Genomic DNA, 17,603 nt, shown 5'->3' with positions numbered 1-17,603 from the left:
CAATCTCTCGGGCGCGGAGATGAGAGACTGTCGAGTGTGTTGAGAGTAGGCCTCACTGGAGGCATCGGAGCCGGTAAGTCGACAGTGTCGAAAATCCTCAGCGAACTGGGAGCCGTCATCGTCGATGCCGACCTGATCGCCCGAGAAGTGGTCGAGCCCGGTACTCCTGGCCTTGCCGCTCTGGTCGATGCATTCGGCGACGGGATTCTGTCGGAGGACGGCAGCCTCAACCGCCCCGCGCTGGCCTCGTTGGCGTTTGCCGACGACACGTCACGCGGAACTCTCAATGGCATCCTTCACCCACTTATCGGTGCGCGGACGATGGAGCAGATCTCGTCTGCACCGTCGGATGCAGTGCTCGTTCAAGACATTCCGCTGTTGGTCGAGGGTTCGATGGCGCCGGCGTTCAACCTGGTCGTCATCGTCTACGTCGACGAGGAGGAACGAGTTCGACGCTTGGTGGGCTCACGCGGCATGCCGGAATCCGACGCTCGTGCGCGCATCGCAGCGCAGGCACATGACGATCAGCGTCGTGCGGTTGCCGACGTGTGGCTCGACAACAGCGGAGAGCCGGGTTCACTCGACGACGTGGTCCGCGACCTGTGGGCGAATCGACTTGTACCTTTCGAGAAGAACCTCCGCGAGCGCACGGTAGTACGTGCACTGCCGGAGCTGGCTCCAGCTGACCCGTCGTGGCCGGCACAGGCCGAACGGATCATCGGCCGGTTGTCGCTGGCGTCCGGCGACCGCGCGCGCCGTATCGATCACATCGGATCGACCGCGGTGCCTGGTCTCGATGCCAAGGACGTGATCGACATTCAGATCACTGTCGAGCACCTCGGCGTTGCCGACGACCTCGCGGAAGATCTGGCCGCTGCCGGGTTCCCCCGGATCGAGCACATCGCCGCCGACGACCCGAAACCGTCGTACCTCGGTGGTGAAACCGATCCGGCGGTGTGGGCAAAGCGGATTCACGGCAGTGCCGATCCAGGGCGCCGCGCGAATATTCACATTCGGGTGGACGGTTGGCCCGGTCAGCAGTTCGCGATCCTCTTCCGCGACTGGCTTCGCGCCGATGCGTCGGCGCGTGCCGAGTATGCCGAACTCAAGGTCAAGGCAGCCGAGAGTGCCGCAGGCATCGACGACTACGCCGCTGCGATCGACGCCTACCTGGGCGTCAAGACGCCGTGGTTCGACGCCGCTTTCCACCGGGCGTGGGAGTGGGCCGAGAAATCAGGCTGGTCCCTCTAACTGCTCAGCGCCACGTGACCGGCATGCCCACCGAGGTGAGCCAGGCTTCGAGATCGTGACCGTGGGCGGCGATGCCGTCGATAGCGCGGGCCGCGTTCAGCATCGCGCGCTCTGACGTCTTCGGGTCGAGAATCCCGGCGGTGTTCGCCTCGAGCAATTCGTCGACGTCGAGCAATTCGATGCTGCGTCCGGTCTGCACGATCAGGTCGAGGTAGTGGTCCTCGGATGTCCAGACCTGCTCACCGCGGGTGAAGTCGCCGATGTCGACATAGAAATCCCAGTCGCGGACATGCTCTGGTGTGAAGTGGAAAATCGATGCTCGAATTCCGAGTTCGGGAATGATCCAGGACTCCAGGTAGTGAAACCGGGGATGGTCGGCGTGGCGCGCCATGTACAGCCCCCACGGTTCTTCGCGGTAGTGCTCGACCGGGCGAACGAAACCCTTGGGATCGACGTTGGTGCGAGCTGCGATGTCGAAGGTTTCGACCTTCGGCCGGTGAATGTGGGGACGTTCCTCGCTCATGGTCGAAGAACCTACCGCCGAACTGCATTTTCGGCTGAACGCGGACGAGCAGGCATTGTGTCGGTGGGTGCGCCTACCCTGGTTTCATGGCGTTTGCTTCCGAACATCCCGTGGTCGCGCATTCCGAGTTTCGGCCGGTTGGTGACATCGAGCGCTCAGACGCGCGCTTCGAGGTCGTCAGCCCGTACGAACCGGCAGGCGATCAGCCGGCAGCTATCGCCGAGCTTGAAAAACGGATCAATGAGGGAGAGAAGGACGTTGTCCTCCTCGGTGCGACCGGTACCGGTAAGTCCGCGACAACAGCGTGGTTGATCGAAAAGCTGCAGCGCCCGGCTTTGGTGATGGCTCCGAACAAGACCTTGGCGGCTCAGCTCGCGAACGAGCTTCGGGAAATGCTTCCCAACAACGCGGTCGAGTACTTCGTCTCGTACTACGACTACTACCAACCCGAGGCGTACATCGCCCAGACGGACACTTACATCGAGAAGGATTCGTCGGTCAATGACGACGTCGAGCGGCTTCGCCACTCGGCAACGTCCAGCCTTCTGTCACGACGGGATGTGGTCGTGGTGGCCTCGGTGTCGTGCATCTACGGCCTCGGTACACCGCAGTCGTATCTCGATCGCTCGATTCAGCTCGACGTCGGTGTCGAGGTACCGCGCGACGCGTTCCTCCGTCTGCTCGTCGACGTTCAGTACAACCGCAACGACATGGCGTTCACGCGAGGTTCGTTCCGCGTGCGCGGCGACACGGTCGAGATCATTCCTTCCTACGAAGAGCTGGCGGTCCGCATCGAATTCTTCGGTGACGAGATCGAGGCGCTGTACTACCTACATCCACTGACCGGGGACATCGTTCGCCAGGTCGACACGGTTCGCATCTTCCCGGCGACGCACTACGTCGCCGGTCCTGAACGCATGGAGCGTGCAGCCAAGGACATCGAGGCGGAACTGGAAGAGCGGCTCGCGGAACTCGAGGGCAAGGGCAAGCTTCTCGAAGCTCAGCGTCTGCGCATGCGAACGCAGTACGACCTAGAGATGATCAAGCAGGTCGGATTCTGCTCCGGCATCGAGAACTACTCGCGCCACATCGACGGCCGTGGCCCCGGAACTGCCCCCGCAACTTTGATCGACTATTTCCCCGAAGATTTCCTGCTGGTCATCGACGAGTCACATGTGACCGTTCCGCAGATCGGCGCCATGTACGAGGGCGATATGTCGCGCAAGCGCAACCTGGTCGAATTCGGATTCCGGCTACCGTCGGCAACCGATAACCGCCCTCTGACTTGGGAAGAATTCAGTAAGCGGATCGGTCAGACCGTCTACCTGTCGGCGACGCCCGGTAAGTACGAGTTGGGTCAGTCCGGCGGTGAGTTCGTCGAGCAGGTGATTCGCCCGACCGGATTGATCGATCCCGAGGTCATCGTCAAACCCACCAAGGGGCAGATCGACGATCTCGTTCACGAGATCCGTGAGCGTGCCGAACGTGACGAGCGTGTGCTGGTCACGACGTTGACCAAGAAGATGTCGGAAGACCTGACCGACTACCTTCTCGAACTCGGAATTCGCGTCCGGTATCTGCACTCGGATATCGATACGCTCCGGCGAGTCGAGCTGCTCCGGCAGCTCCGCCTGGGCGAGTACGACGTGTTGGTCGGCATCAACCTCCTGCGTGAGGGACTCGACCTCCCCGAGGTGTCGCTGGTCGCGATCCTCGATGCCGACAAGGAAGGCTTCCTCCGTAGCTCCACCAGCCTCATTCAGACGATCGGTCGAGCGGCTCGAAATGTTTCCGGTCAAGTGCACATGTATGCGGACAAGATCACCGCATCCATGGCGCAGGCCATCGAGGAAACCGAGCGGCGGCGCGAGAAGCAGGTCGCCTACAACGAGAAGATGGGCGTCGACCCACAACCTCTACGCAAGAAGATCGCGGACATTCTCGATCAGGTGTACGAGGAGGCAGAGGACACTGCGGCGTCCGTGGACGTCGGTGGTTCGGGTCGCAATGCGACGCGTGGTCGGCGTGCGCAGGGTGAGGCCGGTCGTGCGGTCAGTGCGGGTGTGTACGAGGGGCGCGACACCAAATCGATGCCTCGGGCCGAATTGGCAGATCTGGTCAAGGAACTCACCGATCAGATGATGAACGCTGCACGCGATCTTCAGTTCGAGTTGGCTGGGCGATTGCGAGACGAAATCTCGGATTTGAAGAAGGAGCTCCGAGGGATGGACGCCGCGGGTCTCAAGTAGGTCGCCTCGCGTGGGTTCGTGCTCTCGACCGCTACGGTTTCAGGTATGGATGCACAGACTGCAGGCAAGACCGCGCGGACTCTCGAACTTCTCCACTCGTTGGCGTACTTCGTCCCGGAGACGGAGAAGGAGCTTGTCGGCGTCGGGTTGGAGCCCGGCCGGATGGTGTACTTCGCAGGGCGATCAGCACCGCTCGGCGCTCCACCGGCGACTGTCGTCACGGCCACCTTCTTCAACTTCAATCCCGAACTGATCGCCAGCGTCATCCCACGTGCCTGGGAATTGGCAAGGCCCACAGAAGTTGTCGCCGCGCGGTATCGGGCAATCGACGCGGCGTACGTCCGCCTGTTCGGTGCGGACGTGACAGGATCGGCAGACATGGCCGAGGCCGCCGAACTCGTGTCGATCGCGGCTCAGAACATCCCCGGAGTGGACGGCCGCCCCCTGTACGCAGGTTGGGCGTCGCTCGACTGGCCGACCGAACCGCACCTGCGTTTCTGGCACGCGCTGACACTGCTGCGTGAGTATCGCGGCGACGGCCACATTGCGGCTCTTCAGACCGCGGGATTGAACGGCCTGGACGCGTTGATCACGCACACCGCGACGGGAATCGGGTTTCAGCGTAAGTTCGCGCAGACTCGCCGCGGATGGTCGCAGGAACAGTGGGACGAGGCCGTCGAGAGTTTGAAGGACCGCGAACTGCTGGATCGTTCGTCCGGTGCACTGACCGAGGACGGGCAGGAACTGCGTGACGTCGTCGAAGACCTGACTGACGACCTCGCTTTGGCTCCGTGGGATGCGCTGGGTGAGGAGGGTGCCAAGCGGTTGCTGGAATTGGCGACGCCGTGGCGTACCGCCCTGGTCGAGCAGGAAGTTTTTCCGGCGGCGCTGTTCGGGCCCCGCTTCGGCAAACTTCGCTGAGTGGTCACCGCCGCACAAATGTGTCTGTGACGAAGAATCACATTCATTGTGGGCTTGTGGCGTGTACTGCAAATAACACTATCCGCGGCACAATCCCGCTAATGTCAGCGCAGCGGTTGTCGAGCGGGCGCAACAGCGTTGCGCCCGGTGCCGGCCGTACCGTCCGTCCCGTAACCATGGAGGAATGAATGAGTGCCTACCGGACCGTTGTCGTAGGAACCGATGGCTCCGAGTCGTCACTGAAGGCAGTCGACAGAGCTGCCGCCATTGCCAGTGGCTCGGACGCTCAGCTCGTCATCGCGTGTGCGTACTACCCGGCTGATCCCAAGGACGTGAGCGCTGCCGCTGATGCGTTGGGTAACGAGGCCTACCAGGTCACCGGTTCCGCTCCGACCTACGAGATCCTTCGCACCGCTCGTGAGCGCGCACATGCCCAGGGTGCAAAGGATGTTGTCGAGCGCGCTATCGTCGGCGCTCCCGTCGAATCGCTTCTCGCTTTGCTCGACGAGGTCAAGGGTGACTTGCTGGTCGTCGGAAATCGCGGATTGAACACACTGACCGGGCGTCTGCTCGGATCGGTGCCTTCCGATGCGGCGCGCAAGGCGACATCCGATGTCCTGATCGTGCACACCGTTCGCTGACCTAGCGGCAGTAGTCGGCCTCGGCCGCATCGACGAACACTTCAGCCAGCTGATCGGCGCTGGGGGGCGTTGTCGATGCGGCCGAGTCGTTTCCGGTGGTGACCATCGGTTCGCTCGCGCCGTTCAGCGATACCGTCCGCAGATTCGCGATGATCATCTCTCGATCCGTGCCGGCCGCGAGTTGCTGGCAGACGCCGTCACCGAGCGCCTGCAACATGTCGTCGGAAAAGGCTGGCTTGACCCCGGTAGATGCAAGCGCCGCCCGCAGCCGTTGTGCATCGTCTACCGGTTTTTCGGTCGGTGCGGCAGCAACAGCAGCGATGTCGTCGCTGCCTGCAGCAGCCGTTGAACTCGAATCATCCTCTGAACAACCGGCTGTCACCGCCGCAAGCATCCCAACACCGATCACCACGCGAGCGATCTTGTGGAAGGGTGCGGCGGAACTTGCGGGCAGGCCAAGCACGAGGGGTCATTCCTTCAGTCGTCGACACAAATTGGGGTGACACCACGATTCGTGGTGTCACGCACGAACCTACTCCGTGAGGCTCACGAATCGAAGGCCAACTCTGCTGCCGCGACGCCGTCGAGAACCGCGGGGAGCGACTCGACGTGAATGATGCCGAGCCTCTGGGTAGCGCGGGTCAACGCGACGTAGAGGTCGTTCATTCCGCGTGGTGACTCGTCGAGAATGTCGGCAGGTTCGACGATCAACACGGTGTCGAACTCGAGTCCCTTGACGTCCTTGACCGACAGGACACTTACGGTCTCACTCGCAATGCCCGCCAGATCGGCAACGACCTCGGAACCGGCGATCACTGCGGTGATACCGGGATGCGACTCGGACTCGATGCAACGGCGCACGGTCGATTCCAATTCTTCGGTCGTGGTCTTGAGTGCCCACGGCGCGAATCCGCTGTCGCGTACCGACCGGGGCACGGATTGCTCCGGGTCGATCTCTTCGAGCACACGGTGCGCGACATCCATGATCTCCGAGGGAGTTCGGTAGTTGACGGTCAGTTCGGTGAGCTTCCAGCGCTTGGCGACGTAAGGCTCGAGAATCTTCTGCCAGGACGAGGTTCCCGCGGGATCACCGGTCTGAGCTGTATCGCCGACCAACGTCATCCAGCGATTCGGTATGCGCCGCATCAGCATTCGCCACGCCATTTCGGAGAGCTCTTGGGCTTCGTCGACGATCACGTGACCGTAGGTCCAGGTTCGGTCGCCGGCAGCGCGTTCTGCCGTGGTCTGGCGCTGGCCCTGATCGTGGCGCTGGGCGAGTTGGCTGGCGTCGATCAAGTCGTACGCCATCAAGATCTCGGGGTCCATCTCGTCTTCGAGATCCTGTGGTGCAGAGCCGGTGAGGATGTCGAGGGCGCCCTGGGCGTCGGCGATCTGCGCGCGCCATTCACGTTGTGCGCGTTCGCGTTCCGCGGCATCGTCGACTCCGAGGATCTCGGCCAGTTCATCGAGGAGGGGAGCGTCTGCCGCACTGAAACCCGGTCCGACGCTCTGCAGAAGCTCGTCGCGTTGGGCGTCGTCGAGTTGCGGCGCTGCCTTGGCCAACCTTGCCGGAGAGGTCCACAGTTCCGCGAGGATTTGCTGCGGCGACAATTCAGGCCACAGCTTTCCGATGGCGGACATGATGTCCGCGTCCTCACGCATCTCGTCGCGAATGTCGGCGATGTCGTCCCGACTGAGGAGTGAGCCGCCGTCGACGAGGTTGCCGCCGATGAGTTCGGCCATCTGCAGTGCCAACGCCTCGATGACTGCTGCCACGAAGATCGGGCGCGCCAGGTTGTGTGGGCGACGCGACGACCGAGCACGTCCGCGAGCCTTCGTGACAGTCTTGCGATCCAGCTTCAAGTCGTACGTGTCGAATCGAAGGGTGATCGGCTTCGACGGGACTTCCTGCCGATCCCGGACGGCGTTCTTGAGTACGTCGAGGATCGCGAGGGAACCCTTGATCTCACCGGCGGCGAGGGAATCCGTACGAGTCGCACGCACTCCGGGGTACAGGTCCCCGATCGTCGAGAGCAGAACTCCGGTCTCACCGAGTGAAGGAAGGACCTGGCTGATGTAGTCGAGGAACGTCGCGTTCGGCCCGATGATGAGAACACCGGCCTTGGCCAGTTGCTGGCGGTAGGTGTAGAGCAGGAACGCGGCACGGTGAAGGGCGACTGCGGTTTTGCCGGTACCCGGACCGCCCTGGACCACCAGAACGCTTTTGTGCTCGGAGCGGATGATGGCATCCTGCTCACTCTGAATGGTCTCGACGATGTCGTTCATCTGACCCGTACGCGCTGCGTTCAGCGCGTCCAGGAGTGCGCTCTCACCGGCGACGCCGCCGGCTTCGGTCACCACGCCGGCGGCTCGGGCAGCGTCGAGGTCCAGGTATTCGTCGTTGATTCCGGTGACTGTTCGGCTCCGACTGCGGATATGGCGTCGTCGCTTGACGCCCTCAGGTGCCGCGGGCGTCGCCAGATAGAACGGTCGTGCCATCGGAGCTCGCCAGTCGAGCAGTAGCGTTTCGTAGTCATTGTCGGTGTCCAGAATTCCGAGTCGGCCGACGTAGCGTCGCTCGTCGTCGAAGTCGATGCGTCCGAAACACATTCCGTTCTCGGCTGCGTCGTACTTGGCGAGATCCTCGGTGTACATGGCATTGAAGGATTCGCGTTCACTGCGTGCTTGCGGGGTTCCGCCGGTCTCGAGGAGGACCGTGCTCAAGCGAGTTTGGGCATACTTTCGAAGATCGTCGAGACGGGAGTACAACATCGTCACGTACTGCTGCTCGAGCTCTTGCTCGTTCAGTGACGGGTCCGCGTCGGGCAAAGGATCTCCTAGGCTTGATGAGAAATTCACGCGCTGCAAAAGCGCCAAGACAGTCTAGTTCCCCCAGATGAACTGCCGCATAGATACAGGTCAGGCCACCCGAAGGTGGCCTGACCGTGTTTTTCGGTGCACTCAGTGCGTCAATTCGTCCTTCTTGGCGCGAGCCTTTTCGAGCGCCTTCTCGGCGCGCTTTCGGGCACGCTTACCCAGCACCTCGGTCTGCTCCGACGCCGTTTCGACCCACTCGTTGCTCTTTTCGAGCGCGAGTTCGGCGAACTCGGAGCTGCGCTTGCTCGCCAGCTCTGCCAGTTCGGCGCTGCGCTCGCGTGCGGTCTCGGCCAGTTCGGAGCCGCGCTTCTGCGCGACTTCGAGGATGTCCGGGCCGCGTTCTTTGGCGACCTCTCCGAATTCCGCGGCACGCTTGCTCGCGATCTCCGCGAACTCGGAGCTGCGCTCCTTGGCAAGTTCGAGCCAATCCGTGCCGTGTGCCTTCGCGGTTTCGGTAAGTTCGGAACCGCGTTCGGAAGCCACCGACAGAGCGTGTTCGACGCGATCGCTCGTGTGATCGGTCTGCGATGCGACCAACGGAAGTGCCGCGGCTATAGACGCCTGGGCCTTCTTCGCGGCGCGGCGGCCACGCCAGCCGAGCGACGGCTTGCCCTCGGTGTCGACGGACGCGATCATCAGTCCGCCGAGCAGGCTGACGTTCTTGATGAAGTTGGTCCGCTGCATCGCCCGCAGTGACGGATCGGTTTCGTTCCAGAAGTCGTGACCGGCAAGCGTGGTCGGTACCAGGCTCCCCGCGAGGACCAACGACGCGAGACGCGGTGCCTTGCCGGTGGCCAGCAGGGCACCGCCACCGATCTGGACGGCGGCGTTGATCTTGACGAGTGTTTCCGGATCAGCAGGCACCTTCTGCGTCACTGCTCCTGGCAGCGTCTCGACGGATTTGTCGATCAGCGGTGACGCTTTGGCTGCTCGCTGAGCGGGGTTGCGCAAAGCATCGATTCCCCCGGCGATGAAGATCGTGGAAAGCAGTGGACGAGCAATTCGACGTACCAGCATGTTTCAAGCCTCCCGATGTAGGTTCGTTTTCCACCCTAGCGATCTCACAAGGAATTGGTCCGGTTCGGCGATCCCGCGACGCCTGACCCGGTTGACGGATTCCTGGTCGCCGAAGCGCGCTGTACTGCGTCGATGACTTCTCCACCGATCCGGACACACCGTTCTGGAGTATCCGTTACCGCGTATCCGCATACGGCGTGTTCGAAGGTGTCACACAATGCGCACCGTTCGAGCACGATGGTGTTGTGACCACCAAGATGACTCAGAACTTCGGCTCGACCCTTCCTGCCGGCTGGGGACAGCTGTCGGATGAGGAGAACGAGAGAAACTGGGCGATCTTTCGTGTGCGCTTTGGGTTCACTCCCGGCATCGACGCACGATCTTGGCCCGCCATCGCCGAGCCCATCCCGTCCGTGGTCTTCGATTTGGGTGCGGCGCCAGCTGCGACTCCAGGGGCGTGGGCCGCTCGCGTGGATGCGATCAACGCCGAAGCGTTGCGCTGTTTTGTCACCGATTGGAACGACGATCCCAACTTTGTCGTTCTGGATTGGCAGCATCCGGGCTACACCTTCGACGCGGAGGCGCATGCTGCCGCGAAAGAGTTGGCGGAGTGGCGTGTCCCGATCTATCCGAACGGCGACTACTACATATTCAGTCGTGACGACTTCACGGAGGGGACCTTCGGCCATCCGTGGGAACGCACGCTGTGTGTGTTCGGGGAACGGATGGTCGAAGGACTCGGCCGGACTCTGTCGACCTGGCTTCCGCGACTTCGCGTCGACGGTGAACAGGTCGATAGTCAGGAAGTCGGTTAGCGGGGTCCAGTACGGAACAGGTGAAACGTCACCAACCGCGCTCGCGCCATTCCGCCAGGTGCGGGCGCTCGGTACCCAGCGTCGTGTCCTTGCCGTGCCCGGGGTAGACGACAGTCGCGTCGTCGTACCTTCCGAACAACTTGTTTTCCACGTCGTCGAGCAGGGAAGTGAACTTCTCGGGGTCGGCGGTCTTTCCGACGCCTCCGGGGAAGAGTGAGTCGCCGGTGAAGAGGTGAACCTGCCCATTCGGTTCGGTCAGAGCCAACGCAATGGAACCGGGCGTGTGGCCGGACAGGTGAATGACGTCGAGGCTCAGATTGCCAACTGTCACCTTGTCGCCGTCTTCGAGGAGTACGTCCGGGGTGACGGGAAGGACCTCCGCGTCGAGAGGATGAGCCGCGGTCGGCACCTTGGTGGCAGCGTGGACGTCCTGCAGAGCCAACCAGTGATCACCGTGTTGGTGGGTGGTGACGATGGAATCGAAAACAGGTGCTTCCTGTTCGATGAGCGCAATGATCTTCTCGGCCTCGTTGGCCGCATCGATCAGGAGAGATTTCCCGGTCGCGGAACAGACGACGAGGTAAGTGTTGTTGTCCATGGGGCCGACCGACATCTTCGTGATGACGGCGCCGTCGACTGTGCGCCGCTGAGGGGCAGAATCGGGGGAGACCTGACCGGTGTAGGAGTCGTCGATCACGATGGGCTGATTCGTCATGAAACGCAGGCTACCTTCGAATAGGGGCAGGTAGAGCGATGGGCTCGCCTGGTGAGAAAAACGTGTCGGTGGCTCGGCCTACGATGACGATCGCTCGAGGACTCGCGTTTGCGAGGCCACTCGAGACTTCTCCGGGGGGACGGCCCCGGACGATTGACAATGAAGGGAATTGGTGTGGCGGATCGCCTGATCGTGCGGGGTGCGCGTGAGCACAATCTGCGAGGAGTCGATCTCGACCTCCCGCGAGACAGCCTGATCGTCTTCACCGGGTTGTCCGGCTCCGGCAAGTCCAGCCTCGCGTTCGACACGATCTTTGCCGAAGGTCAGCGTCGCTACGTCGAGTCACTCTCGGCATACGCGCGTCAGTTCCTCGGTCAGATGGACAAGCCCGATGTCGATTTCATCGAGGGTTTGTCGCCGGCGGTGTCCATCGACCAGAAGTCGACCAACCGCAACCCCCGTTCGACGGTGGGCACGATCACCGAGGTCTATGACTACCTCCGGCTCCTTTATGCCCGCGCAGGTTCTGCGCACTGCCCGGTCTGTGGTGAGAAGATCGCACGTCAGACCCCGCAGCAGATCGTCGACCAGGTGCTCGAGATGGAAGAGGGCATCAAGTTCCAGGTCCTCGCACCGGTAGTCCGTACCCGTAAAGGCGAGTTCGTCGATCTCTTCGATCAGCTCAACACCCAGGGCTACTCGCGCGTGCGCGTCGACGGAGTCGTCCATTCACTCGCAGATCCGCCGAAGCTCAAGAAACAGGAAAAGCACGACATCGAAGTAGTGGTCGACCGATTGCAGGTCAAGGCGAGCTCGAAGCAGCGCCTGACCGACTCGGTCGAGACCGCACTTCGATTGGCCGAAGGCATCGTGGTCCTCGACTTCGTCGACCGCGAGGAAAATGCACCTGATCGCGAGCGTCGTTTCTCCGAGAAACTGGCCTGCCCGAATGGCCACGCACTCGCGATCGACGATCTCGAACCGCGCTCGTTCTCCTTCAACTCGCCCTACGGCGCCTGCCCGGAATGCACCGGCCTCGGTATCCGCAAGGAGGTCGACCCGGATCTGGTGGTTCCCGATCCTGACCTGAGTCTCGAAGACGGTGCAATCGCGCCGTGGTCGATGGGCCAGAGTTCCGAGTACTTCGGACGCCTGCTGTCCGGCCTCGGCGACATTCTCGGTTTCGACATGAAGACGCCGTGGAACAAGTTGCCGGCGAAGGCCCGCAAAGCAATCCTCGAAGGCAGCGAAGAGCAGGTGCACGTCCGGTACAAGAATCGGTACGGCCGTACCCGTTCTTACTACGCGGAGTTCGAAGGTGTGATGCCGTTCTTGCACCGCCGGCTCGAACAGACCGAATCCGATCAGATGAAGGAACGCTACGACGGGTACATGCGCGACACCCCGTGCCCGGCGTGTGGTGGTGCTCGCCTGCGCCCCGAAATCCTGTCGGTGACTATCGCGGCGGGAGACTTCGGCAGTAAGTCCATCGCCGAGGTCTGTGAACTGTCGATCTCCGATTGCGCGGATTTCCTGAACAGCCTCACTCTCGGTTCGCGTGAAGAGGCAATCGCGGGTCAGGTCCTCAAGGAAGTTCAGGCGCGCCTCGGCTTCCTGCTCGACGTCGGCCTGGAATACCTTTCCCTCTCGCGAGCCGCGGGCACGTTGTCCGGTGGCGAAGCCCAGCGAATTCGCTTGGCAACGCAGATCGGATCCGGACTCGTCGGTGTGTTGTACGTGCTCGACGAGCCGTCCATCGGCCTGCACCAGCGTGACAACCGGCGACTGATCGAAACCCTGACGCGCCTGCGCGACCTCGGCAACACGCTGATCGTCGTCGAACACGACGAAGACACGATCCGTACATCCGACTGGGTGGTCGACATCGGACCGTACGCCGGCGAGCACGGCGGCAAGGTCGTCCACAGCGGACCGTACGAAGAACTGCTGACGTGTGAAGAGTCTTTGACCGGGGCCTACCTGTCGGGTCGCAGCTTCATCGAGGTTCCGGCCATTCGTCGGCCGGTGGATCGCAAACGCCAGGTCACGGTCGTCGGAGCTCGCGAGCACAATCTCGACGGCATCGACGTGAGTTTCCCGCTGGGTGTTCTCACCGCTGTCACCGGCGTCTCCGGTTCGGGCAAGTCGACGTTGGTCAACGACATTCTCGCGACGGTCATGGCGAACAAGCTCAACGGCGCACGCCAGGTGCCTGGCCGTCACACACGAATCAACGGTCTCGATCAGCTGGACAAGCTCGTGCAGGTCGATCAGTCTCCGATCGGCCGGACTCCGCGATCGAATGCGGCGACGTACACCGGTGTGTTCGACAAGATCCGAACCCTGTTCGCGGCCACCACGGAAGCGAAAGTCCGCGGTTACCAGCCCGGCCGATTCTCGTTCAATGTCAAGGGGGGACGCTGCGAGGCGTGCTCCGGCGACGGAACCTTGAAGATCGAGATGAACTTCCTGCCGGACGTGTACGTGCCCTGCGAGGTATGCCACGGCGCTCGGTACAACCGCGAAACGCTCGAGGTCCACTACAAGGGCAAGTCGATCGCCGAGGTACTCGACATGCCCATCGAGGAAGCAGCCGAGTTCTTCCAGCCGGTGACGTCTATTCACCGGTACCTCAAGACGCTGGTCGACGTCGGACTGGGCTATGTCCGACTGGGTCAGCCGGCTCCGACCCTGTCCGGTGGTGAGGCGCAGCGCGTCAAGCTGGCCGCCGAGTTGCAGAAGCGGTCCACCGGTCGCACGGTGTACATCCTCGACGAGCCCACCACGGGTCTGCATTTCGAGGACATCCGAAAGCTCCTGATCGTGATCAACGGTCTGGTGGACAAGGGCAACAGCGTGATCGTGATCGAGCACAACCTCGACGTGATCAAGACGTCGGACTGGGTCGTCGACATGGGGCCCGAAGGTGGATCCGGCGGCGGAACCGTTGTGGCGCAAGGTACCCCGGAGGACGTTGCCGCGGTCCCCGAGAGCTACACGGGCAAGTTCCTCAGTGAGGTTCTCACCGCACAGCACGCGCCCGTCAAGGCCAAGCCGATCACCAAGAAGCGTGCAACGAAGGCAGTTGCCGCAAAGAAGGCGGCGCCACGGAAGAAAGCTGCTTCCGTGAGCTAGTAGAAGGTGAGCAAGTAGCAGTCGGTCAGTGATGCCGGGTCGGAATCCGATCCGGCATCACTGCTTTGTCGATCAGGAAGCGGCGGCCTCGAGGATCACCTGGGCGACGTCTTCGGGGCGCGACCACATCGGCCAATGGCCCGTCGGGAGGTCGACGTACGTCACGGGGAGTTTCGCCAGTTCGGCGGCCATCGGATGACCTCCGTCGGCCATCTGGGCAATCACCGCGGACGGGAACGTGCTGCAAACGACGGTTGACGGCACCTGGTAGCGCTTTTCGTTCGTGAGGACAATCGGCTCACGCGCCGGCCCGGCCGGTTCGGGGACGGCGTTGGCGCGAAACGCCTCGAGAGCCTTCTCGTCGAGTCCTTCGAGGCTGCTGCCGTCTGCTTCAAGTTCTGCCCACGTCGGCAGCGGTATCTCGACGACGTCAGCGGCCAGATCCGGTCGCAGCGCCGCGCCGTCGGGCATGGGGCCTGAATCGACGTAGACGATCCGCGCGACTCGATCCGGGATGCGATCGGTTACCGCGTATCCCACCGGGCCGGCGCCGCTGTGTACGACCAGGACCGTACGTTCGTCTGAATCCGATACAGCGTCGATGACTGCGCGGACGTGGGCGTCGAAGGTGACCGCTGATCTATCTGCATCGACGGCGTCGAGTCCGGGCAGCGTCAGGCTGGTCACGCGGGTGGTGTCGGAGCGCTCGAGGTGGGGGAGGACTGCGTCCCAAGCCCATGAGCCGAGCCAGAATCCGGGAACAAGAACGATGTGAGTTTTCATGGACTCACTGTGCAATCAGGTTGGTGACAACAGAGTGTCACCAATTATGTCACTGTTTGGTATCGAAATCTGCGACACTGGTGAACGTGAATCGAGCTGCGAGATTGCACGCTCTCGTCGAAGAGCTTCGGCGACAGGGCGATCGAGGGGCTACGTGTTCCCGATTGTCCGAGGAATTCGGTGTCACCACCCGGACGATCAAGCGGGATATCGAGACTCTGATGATGTCGGGCGCGGCGATCGAGGCGCGCTCGGGCCCCGGGGGTGGATACCGACTTGTAGGTCGCGCCACGCTACCGCCGGTCAATTTCACTGTTCCGCAAGCAGTTTCAATCGCGTTGGCCTTGACGGCGGCCGGTGACGCCCCGTTTGCGCCGGACGGACGAGCAGCTCTGGCGAAACTGCTCGACGTGATGGACGAGGAGAGTCGTCGTAAGGTCGCCGAACTCGGTGGCCGTGTGTGGATTCGCGGCGACGGCGGGGTAGTAGCGGATTCGCGCACGAACCGGCGGGCCGTCGAGCAGGGGCTCGAACAGAGTCGCGTCGTGTCGTTGCACTACGTGGATGGGGACGGTGCGGAGACGGTGCGGGCAGTTGAGCCACACATTCTGGCGCAGGACCGTGGGCAGTGGTTTCTCATCGGCTGGTGTCGCCAGCGCGACGCGGTGCGGTGGTTTCGACTCGATCGAATGCGTCGGGCCACGCTCACGAACGATCACTTCACACCACGGGATTCGACCCTGTTCGGCCAACCGCCCGAAGACGCTCGGCCTGTAGCCCCACGAAGGTGACCTGTTCAGTCGATCATGTTGCGGGCTGCGGCAACGGAATCCGCGATCAGTTCGGTCAGGACTGCCATGTCGACGTCGCTCAGCCGTTTGACGTACAGGCAGCCCTTGCCGATCTTGTGCTTGCCGAGGCGCGCCAGTGTGTCGGTGTAGTCGTCGAAGTTCAGCGACAAATACAACGTGAGCGCGGTGGCCCTGGGGGAGAACCCGATCAGTGGGGTGTCACCTTCGTGGCCACTCGCATACCGGTAGTGCCGTGCCCCGAAACCGATGATGCTCGAGCCCCACATGACGGCAGGCTCGCCGGTCGCGGCCGACAGCAAGGAGATCAACTCCACGCTGTCGGCACGCTTGCGGTCGTCGACGCGTGAAATGAATGCGTCGACGTCCTCGGGCGTCGGTTGAGTCTTGTTGGCGGTTGCCAACTCAGTAGACCGGACCGGTGAACTTCTCGCCCGGTCCCTTTCCTGGCTCGTCCGGGTGCGAGGAGGCCTCACGGAATGCGCGCTGCAGGGCTTGAAGGCCTTCACGGATGGGTCCGGCGTGGGGGCCGAGGTATTCGACCGACGCAGTCACGAGTCCGGCAAGCGCCGTGATGACTCGACGAGCTTCGTCGAGGTCCAGATAGGGACTGGAAGACGGATCGGCGTCGGAGAGGCCGAGTTTTTCGGCAGCCGAACTCATCAGCATCACTGCGGCGCGGCTGATGACCTCGACCGCGGGAACTTCGGAGAGTTCGCGGACGTCGGGGTTCGCGCCGTCGGTGTTCTGATCTGCCTCGAAGTTCTCACTCATGGTTGTAAGGATTCCATCAGGCTGTGGTCGTGTTGAATCGGGCCTCTCCCGGCAGCACTGGGAGCGGCACCGATTTCTTTCATCTGTGGCGACCTGTTACTCTTGTTGCAACGACCGCCTCCGACTTGTTCGGGGGCAGCAAGTGGAGTCCGACTCCCACCTCTGCGCGGCAGGTAAAACTGCGGTTCAGTGGTTCCGGTCACCTGTTATCGGAGATCAATTCTTCGTCAGGTTCCTCGCTCAGTCGAGGAGATAGGTTTCGGCGTGAGCTGGATCTTATGTGATCGGTCGACATCGGGCCCCGCGGATGAGCAATCATCACAGCGGGGCTTTTTTGTTGGGGTGCGGGCGGTACGGGCTGCGTGCGGTCATGAAGACCGCACCGTTCAACCTAGGAGGCCCCATCAGCACTGAGACCCGCATCAACGATCGTATCCGCGTTCCCGAGGTTCGTTTGGTCGGACCTGGCGGGGAACAGGTAGGCATCGTGCGTGTTGAAGATGCACTCCGCTTGGCCCTTGAGGCCGACCTCGACCTGGTCGAGGTAGCTCCTGATGCCCGTCCACCGGTCTGCAAGATCATGGACTACGGCAAGTTCAAGTACGAGGCTGCACAGAAGGCACGTGAGTCACGTAAGAACCAGCAGCTGACGGTCATCAAGGAGCAGAAGCTCCGACCCAAGATCGACGACCACGACTACGAGACCAAGAAGCGCAACGTCGTTCGCTTCCTCGAAGCCGGTTCCAAGGTCAAGGTCACGATCATGTTCCGCGGACGTGAGCAGTCACGCCCCGAACTCGGCTACCGCCTTCTGCAGCGTCTGGGAGCAGACGTCGCAGATCTCGGATTCGTCGAAACCTCGGCAAAGCAGGACGGCCGAAACATGACGATGGTCCTGGCACCGCACAAGGGCGCCAAGACTCGCGTCAAGGCGCAGGAGAGCGCTCAGGCGCCAGTGGCTCAGGCTGCTCCGCGTCCGGCTCCGGCCGCACCGGCTTCCAGTGAAGCAGCTCCGGAAGCACCGGCGACCGGCGATGCCGCTCCCGAGGCTCCGGCCAGCTAGTCGATTTCCCAAGATCCACCACGTAACAAG

16 protein-coding genes are annotated in these 17,603 nt (G+C 62.3%); 8 read left to right on the top strand and 8 right to left on the bottom strand.

The annotated features are described in order from the left end of the window. The first annotated feature begins 36 nt into the window (after nucleotides 1-36). Nucleotides 37-1,251: a dephospho-CoA kinase gene (coaE, locus tag AC2ETI_RS26215; protein WP_113684195.1), complete on the top strand. Its 1,215-nt coding sequence runs from the start codon at nucleotides 37-39 to the stop codon at nucleotides 1,249-1,251. Nucleotides 1,252-1,255: 4 nt separating this feature from the next. Here the strand turns inward: coaE and AC2ETI_RS26210 are convergent, their stop codons facing one another. After that, the gene (locus tag AC2ETI_RS26210) at nucleotides 1,256-1,774 is read right to left on the bottom strand and encodes a ribonuclease FAU-1 family protein (protein WP_113684194.1); all 519 of its coding nucleotides are present in this window, start codon (nucleotides 1,772-1,774) and stop codon (nucleotides 1,256-1,258) included. 86 nt (nucleotides 1,775-1,860) lie between these two features. Here AC2ETI_RS26210 and uvrB point away from each other — a divergent pair, with 86 nt between their 5' ends. The 3 genes from uvrB to AC2ETI_RS26195 all read left to right on the top strand — a co-directional run bounded on the left by uvrB (nucleotide 1,861) and on the right by AC2ETI_RS26195 (nucleotide 5,585). Next, nucleotides 1,861-4,023, top strand: a complete 2,163-nt coding sequence (uvrB, locus tag AC2ETI_RS26205; protein WP_019748629.1) for an excinuclease ABC subunit UvrB — start codon at nucleotides 1,861-1,863, stop codon at nucleotides 4,021-4,023. 45 nt (nucleotides 4,024-4,068) lie between these two features. Further along, complete coding sequence (locus AC2ETI_RS26200; protein WP_029538185.1) at nucleotides 4,069-4,944, top strand: SCO6745 family protein; 876 nt, start codon at nucleotides 4,069-4,071, stop codon at nucleotides 4,942-4,944. Between the two features lie 188 nt (nucleotides 4,945-5,132). Next, nucleotides 5,133-5,585 (top strand): universal stress protein, encoded by a 453-nt coding sequence (locus tag AC2ETI_RS26195; protein WP_019748627.1) that lies wholly within the window; start codon nucleotides 5,133-5,135, stop codon nucleotides 5,583-5,585. 1 nt (nucleotide 5,586) lies between these two features. On the opposite strand, the gene AC2ETI_RS26190 is transcribed toward AC2ETI_RS26195, so the two are convergent. The 3 genes from AC2ETI_RS26190 to AC2ETI_RS26180 all read right to left on the bottom strand — a co-directional run bounded on the left by AC2ETI_RS26190 (nucleotide 5,587) and on the right by AC2ETI_RS26180 (nucleotide 9,479). Beyond that, the gene (locus AC2ETI_RS26190; RefSeq protein WP_483634625.1) at nucleotides 5,587-6,048 is read right to left on the bottom strand and encodes a hypothetical protein; all 462 of its coding nucleotides are present in this window, start codon (nucleotides 6,046-6,048) and stop codon (nucleotides 5,587-5,589) included. A gap of 83 nt (nucleotides 6,049-6,131) precedes the next feature. Further along, the gene (locus AC2ETI_RS26185; RefSeq protein WP_133727425.1) at nucleotides 6,132-8,414 is read right to left on the bottom strand and encodes a HelD family protein; all 2,283 of its coding nucleotides are present in this window, start codon (nucleotides 8,412-8,414) and stop codon (nucleotides 6,132-6,134) included. 132 nt (nucleotides 8,415-8,546) lie between these two features. Continuing rightward, nucleotides 8,547-9,479, bottom strand: coding sequence for a DoxX family protein (locus AC2ETI_RS26180; protein ID WP_483634624.1), 933 nt, complete (start codon nucleotides 9,477-9,479; stop codon nucleotides 8,547-8,549). A gap of 245 nt (nucleotides 9,480-9,724) precedes the next feature. Between AC2ETI_RS26180 and AC2ETI_RS26175 the strand changes: the two genes are divergently transcribed. Further along, nucleotides 9,725-10,294 carry a DUF2716 domain-containing protein gene (locus tag AC2ETI_RS26175; RefSeq protein ID WP_241896145.1) on the top strand — a complete coding sequence of 190 codons (570 nt, stop codon included), beginning with the start codon at nucleotides 9,725-9,727 and terminating at the stop codon, nucleotides 10,292-10,294. Nucleotides 10,295-10,322: 28 nt separating this feature from the next. On the opposite strand, the gene AC2ETI_RS26170 is transcribed toward AC2ETI_RS26175, so the two are convergent. Continuing rightward, nucleotides 10,323-11,009 carry an MBL fold metallo-hydrolase gene (locus tag AC2ETI_RS26170; RefSeq protein WP_020969731.1) on the bottom strand — a complete coding sequence of 229 codons (687 nt, stop codon included), beginning with the start codon at nucleotides 11,007-11,009 and terminating at the stop codon, nucleotides 10,323-10,325. A 174-nt stretch (nucleotides 11,010-11,183) separates the two neighbouring features. Between AC2ETI_RS26170 and uvrA the strand changes: the two genes are divergently transcribed. Continuing rightward, nucleotides 11,184-14,144: an excinuclease ABC subunit UvrA gene (gene uvrA, locus AC2ETI_RS26165; RefSeq protein ID WP_024487477.1), complete on the top strand. Its 2,961-nt coding sequence runs from the start codon at nucleotides 11,184-11,186 to the stop codon at nucleotides 14,142-14,144. 72 nt (nucleotides 14,145-14,216) lie between these two features. Here uvrA and AC2ETI_RS26160 read toward each other — a convergent pair whose 3' ends face one another. After that, a complete protein-coding gene (locus AC2ETI_RS26160; RefSeq protein WP_019748620.1) occupies nucleotides 14,217-14,927 on the bottom strand; it encodes an alpha/beta fold hydrolase in 711 nt (236 codons plus the stop codon). An 80-nt stretch (nucleotides 14,928-15,007) separates the two neighbouring features. Here AC2ETI_RS26160 and AC2ETI_RS26155 point away from each other — a divergent pair, with 80 nt between their 5' ends. Then, nucleotides 15,008-15,718 (top strand): helix-turn-helix transcriptional regulator, encoded by a 711-nt coding sequence (locus tag AC2ETI_RS26155; RefSeq protein ID WP_019748619.1) that lies wholly within the window; start codon nucleotides 15,008-15,010, stop codon nucleotides 15,716-15,718. A gap of 5 nt (nucleotides 15,719-15,723) precedes the next feature. On the opposite strand, the gene AC2ETI_RS26150 is transcribed toward AC2ETI_RS26155, so the two are convergent. After that, a complete protein-coding gene (locus tag AC2ETI_RS26150) occupies nucleotides 15,724-16,140 on the bottom strand; it encodes a DUF1801 domain-containing protein (RefSeq protein WP_019748618.1) in 417 nt (138 codons plus the stop codon). Between the two features lies 1 nt (nucleotide 16,141). Next, nucleotides 16,142-16,510 (bottom strand): DUF1844 domain-containing protein, encoded by a 369-nt coding sequence (locus AC2ETI_RS26145; protein ID WP_020907885.1) that lies wholly within the window; start codon nucleotides 16,508-16,510, stop codon nucleotides 16,142-16,144. Between the two features lie 370 nt (nucleotides 16,511-16,880). Between AC2ETI_RS26145 and infC the strand changes: the two genes are divergently transcribed. Further along, nucleotides 16,881-17,573: a translation initiation factor IF-3 gene (infC, locus tag AC2ETI_RS26140; protein WP_003944008.1), complete on the top strand. Its 693-nt coding sequence runs from the start codon at nucleotides 16,881-16,883 to the stop codon at nucleotides 17,571-17,573. Nucleotides 17,574-17,603 lie beyond the last annotated feature (30 nt).

It is taken from the genome of Rhodococcus sp. MurmanLake-1 (genome assembly GCF_056945715.1).
The sequence above is the reverse complement of the archived record's forward strand: the minus strand, read 5'-3'. Positions and strand labels throughout refer to the sequence as shown.

Excerpts from the sequence above, each read along its gene's own strand:
- AC2ETI_RS26200 (WP_029538185.1), top strand. The coding sequence starts at position 4,069 with ATGGATGCACAGACTGCAGGCAAGACCGCGCGGACTCTCGAACTTCTC.
- infC (WP_003944008.1), top strand. The coding sequence starts at position 16,881 with ATGAAGACCGCACCGTTCAACCTAGGAGGCCCCATCAGCACTGAGACC.
- AC2ETI_RS26210 (WP_113684194.1), bottom strand. The coding sequence starts at position 1,774 with ATGAGCGAGGAACGTCCCCACATTCACCGGCCGAAGGTCGAAACCTTC.
- AC2ETI_RS26160 (WP_019748620.1), bottom strand. The coding sequence starts at position 14,927 with ATGAAAACTCACATCGTTCTTGTTCCCGGATTCTGGCTCGGCTCATGG.
- uvrB (WP_019748629.1), top strand. The coding sequence starts at position 1,861 with ATGGCGTTTGCTTCCGAACATCCCGTGGTCGCGCATTCCGAGTTTCGG.
- AC2ETI_RS26145 (WP_020907885.1), bottom strand. The coding sequence starts at position 16,510 with ATGAGTGAGAACTTCGAGGCAGATCAGAACACCGACGGCGCGAACCCC.
- AC2ETI_RS26180 (WP_483634624.1), bottom strand. The coding sequence starts at position 9,479 with ATGCTGGTACGTCGAATTGCTCGTCCACTGCTTTCCACGATCTTCATC.
- AC2ETI_RS26170 (WP_020969731.1), bottom strand. The coding sequence starts at position 11,009 with ATGACGAATCAGCCCATCGTGATCGACGACTCCTACACCGGTCAGGTC.
- AC2ETI_RS26195 (WP_019748627.1), top strand. The coding sequence starts at position 5,133 with ATGAGTGCCTACCGGACCGTTGTCGTAGGAACCGATGGCTCCGAGTCG.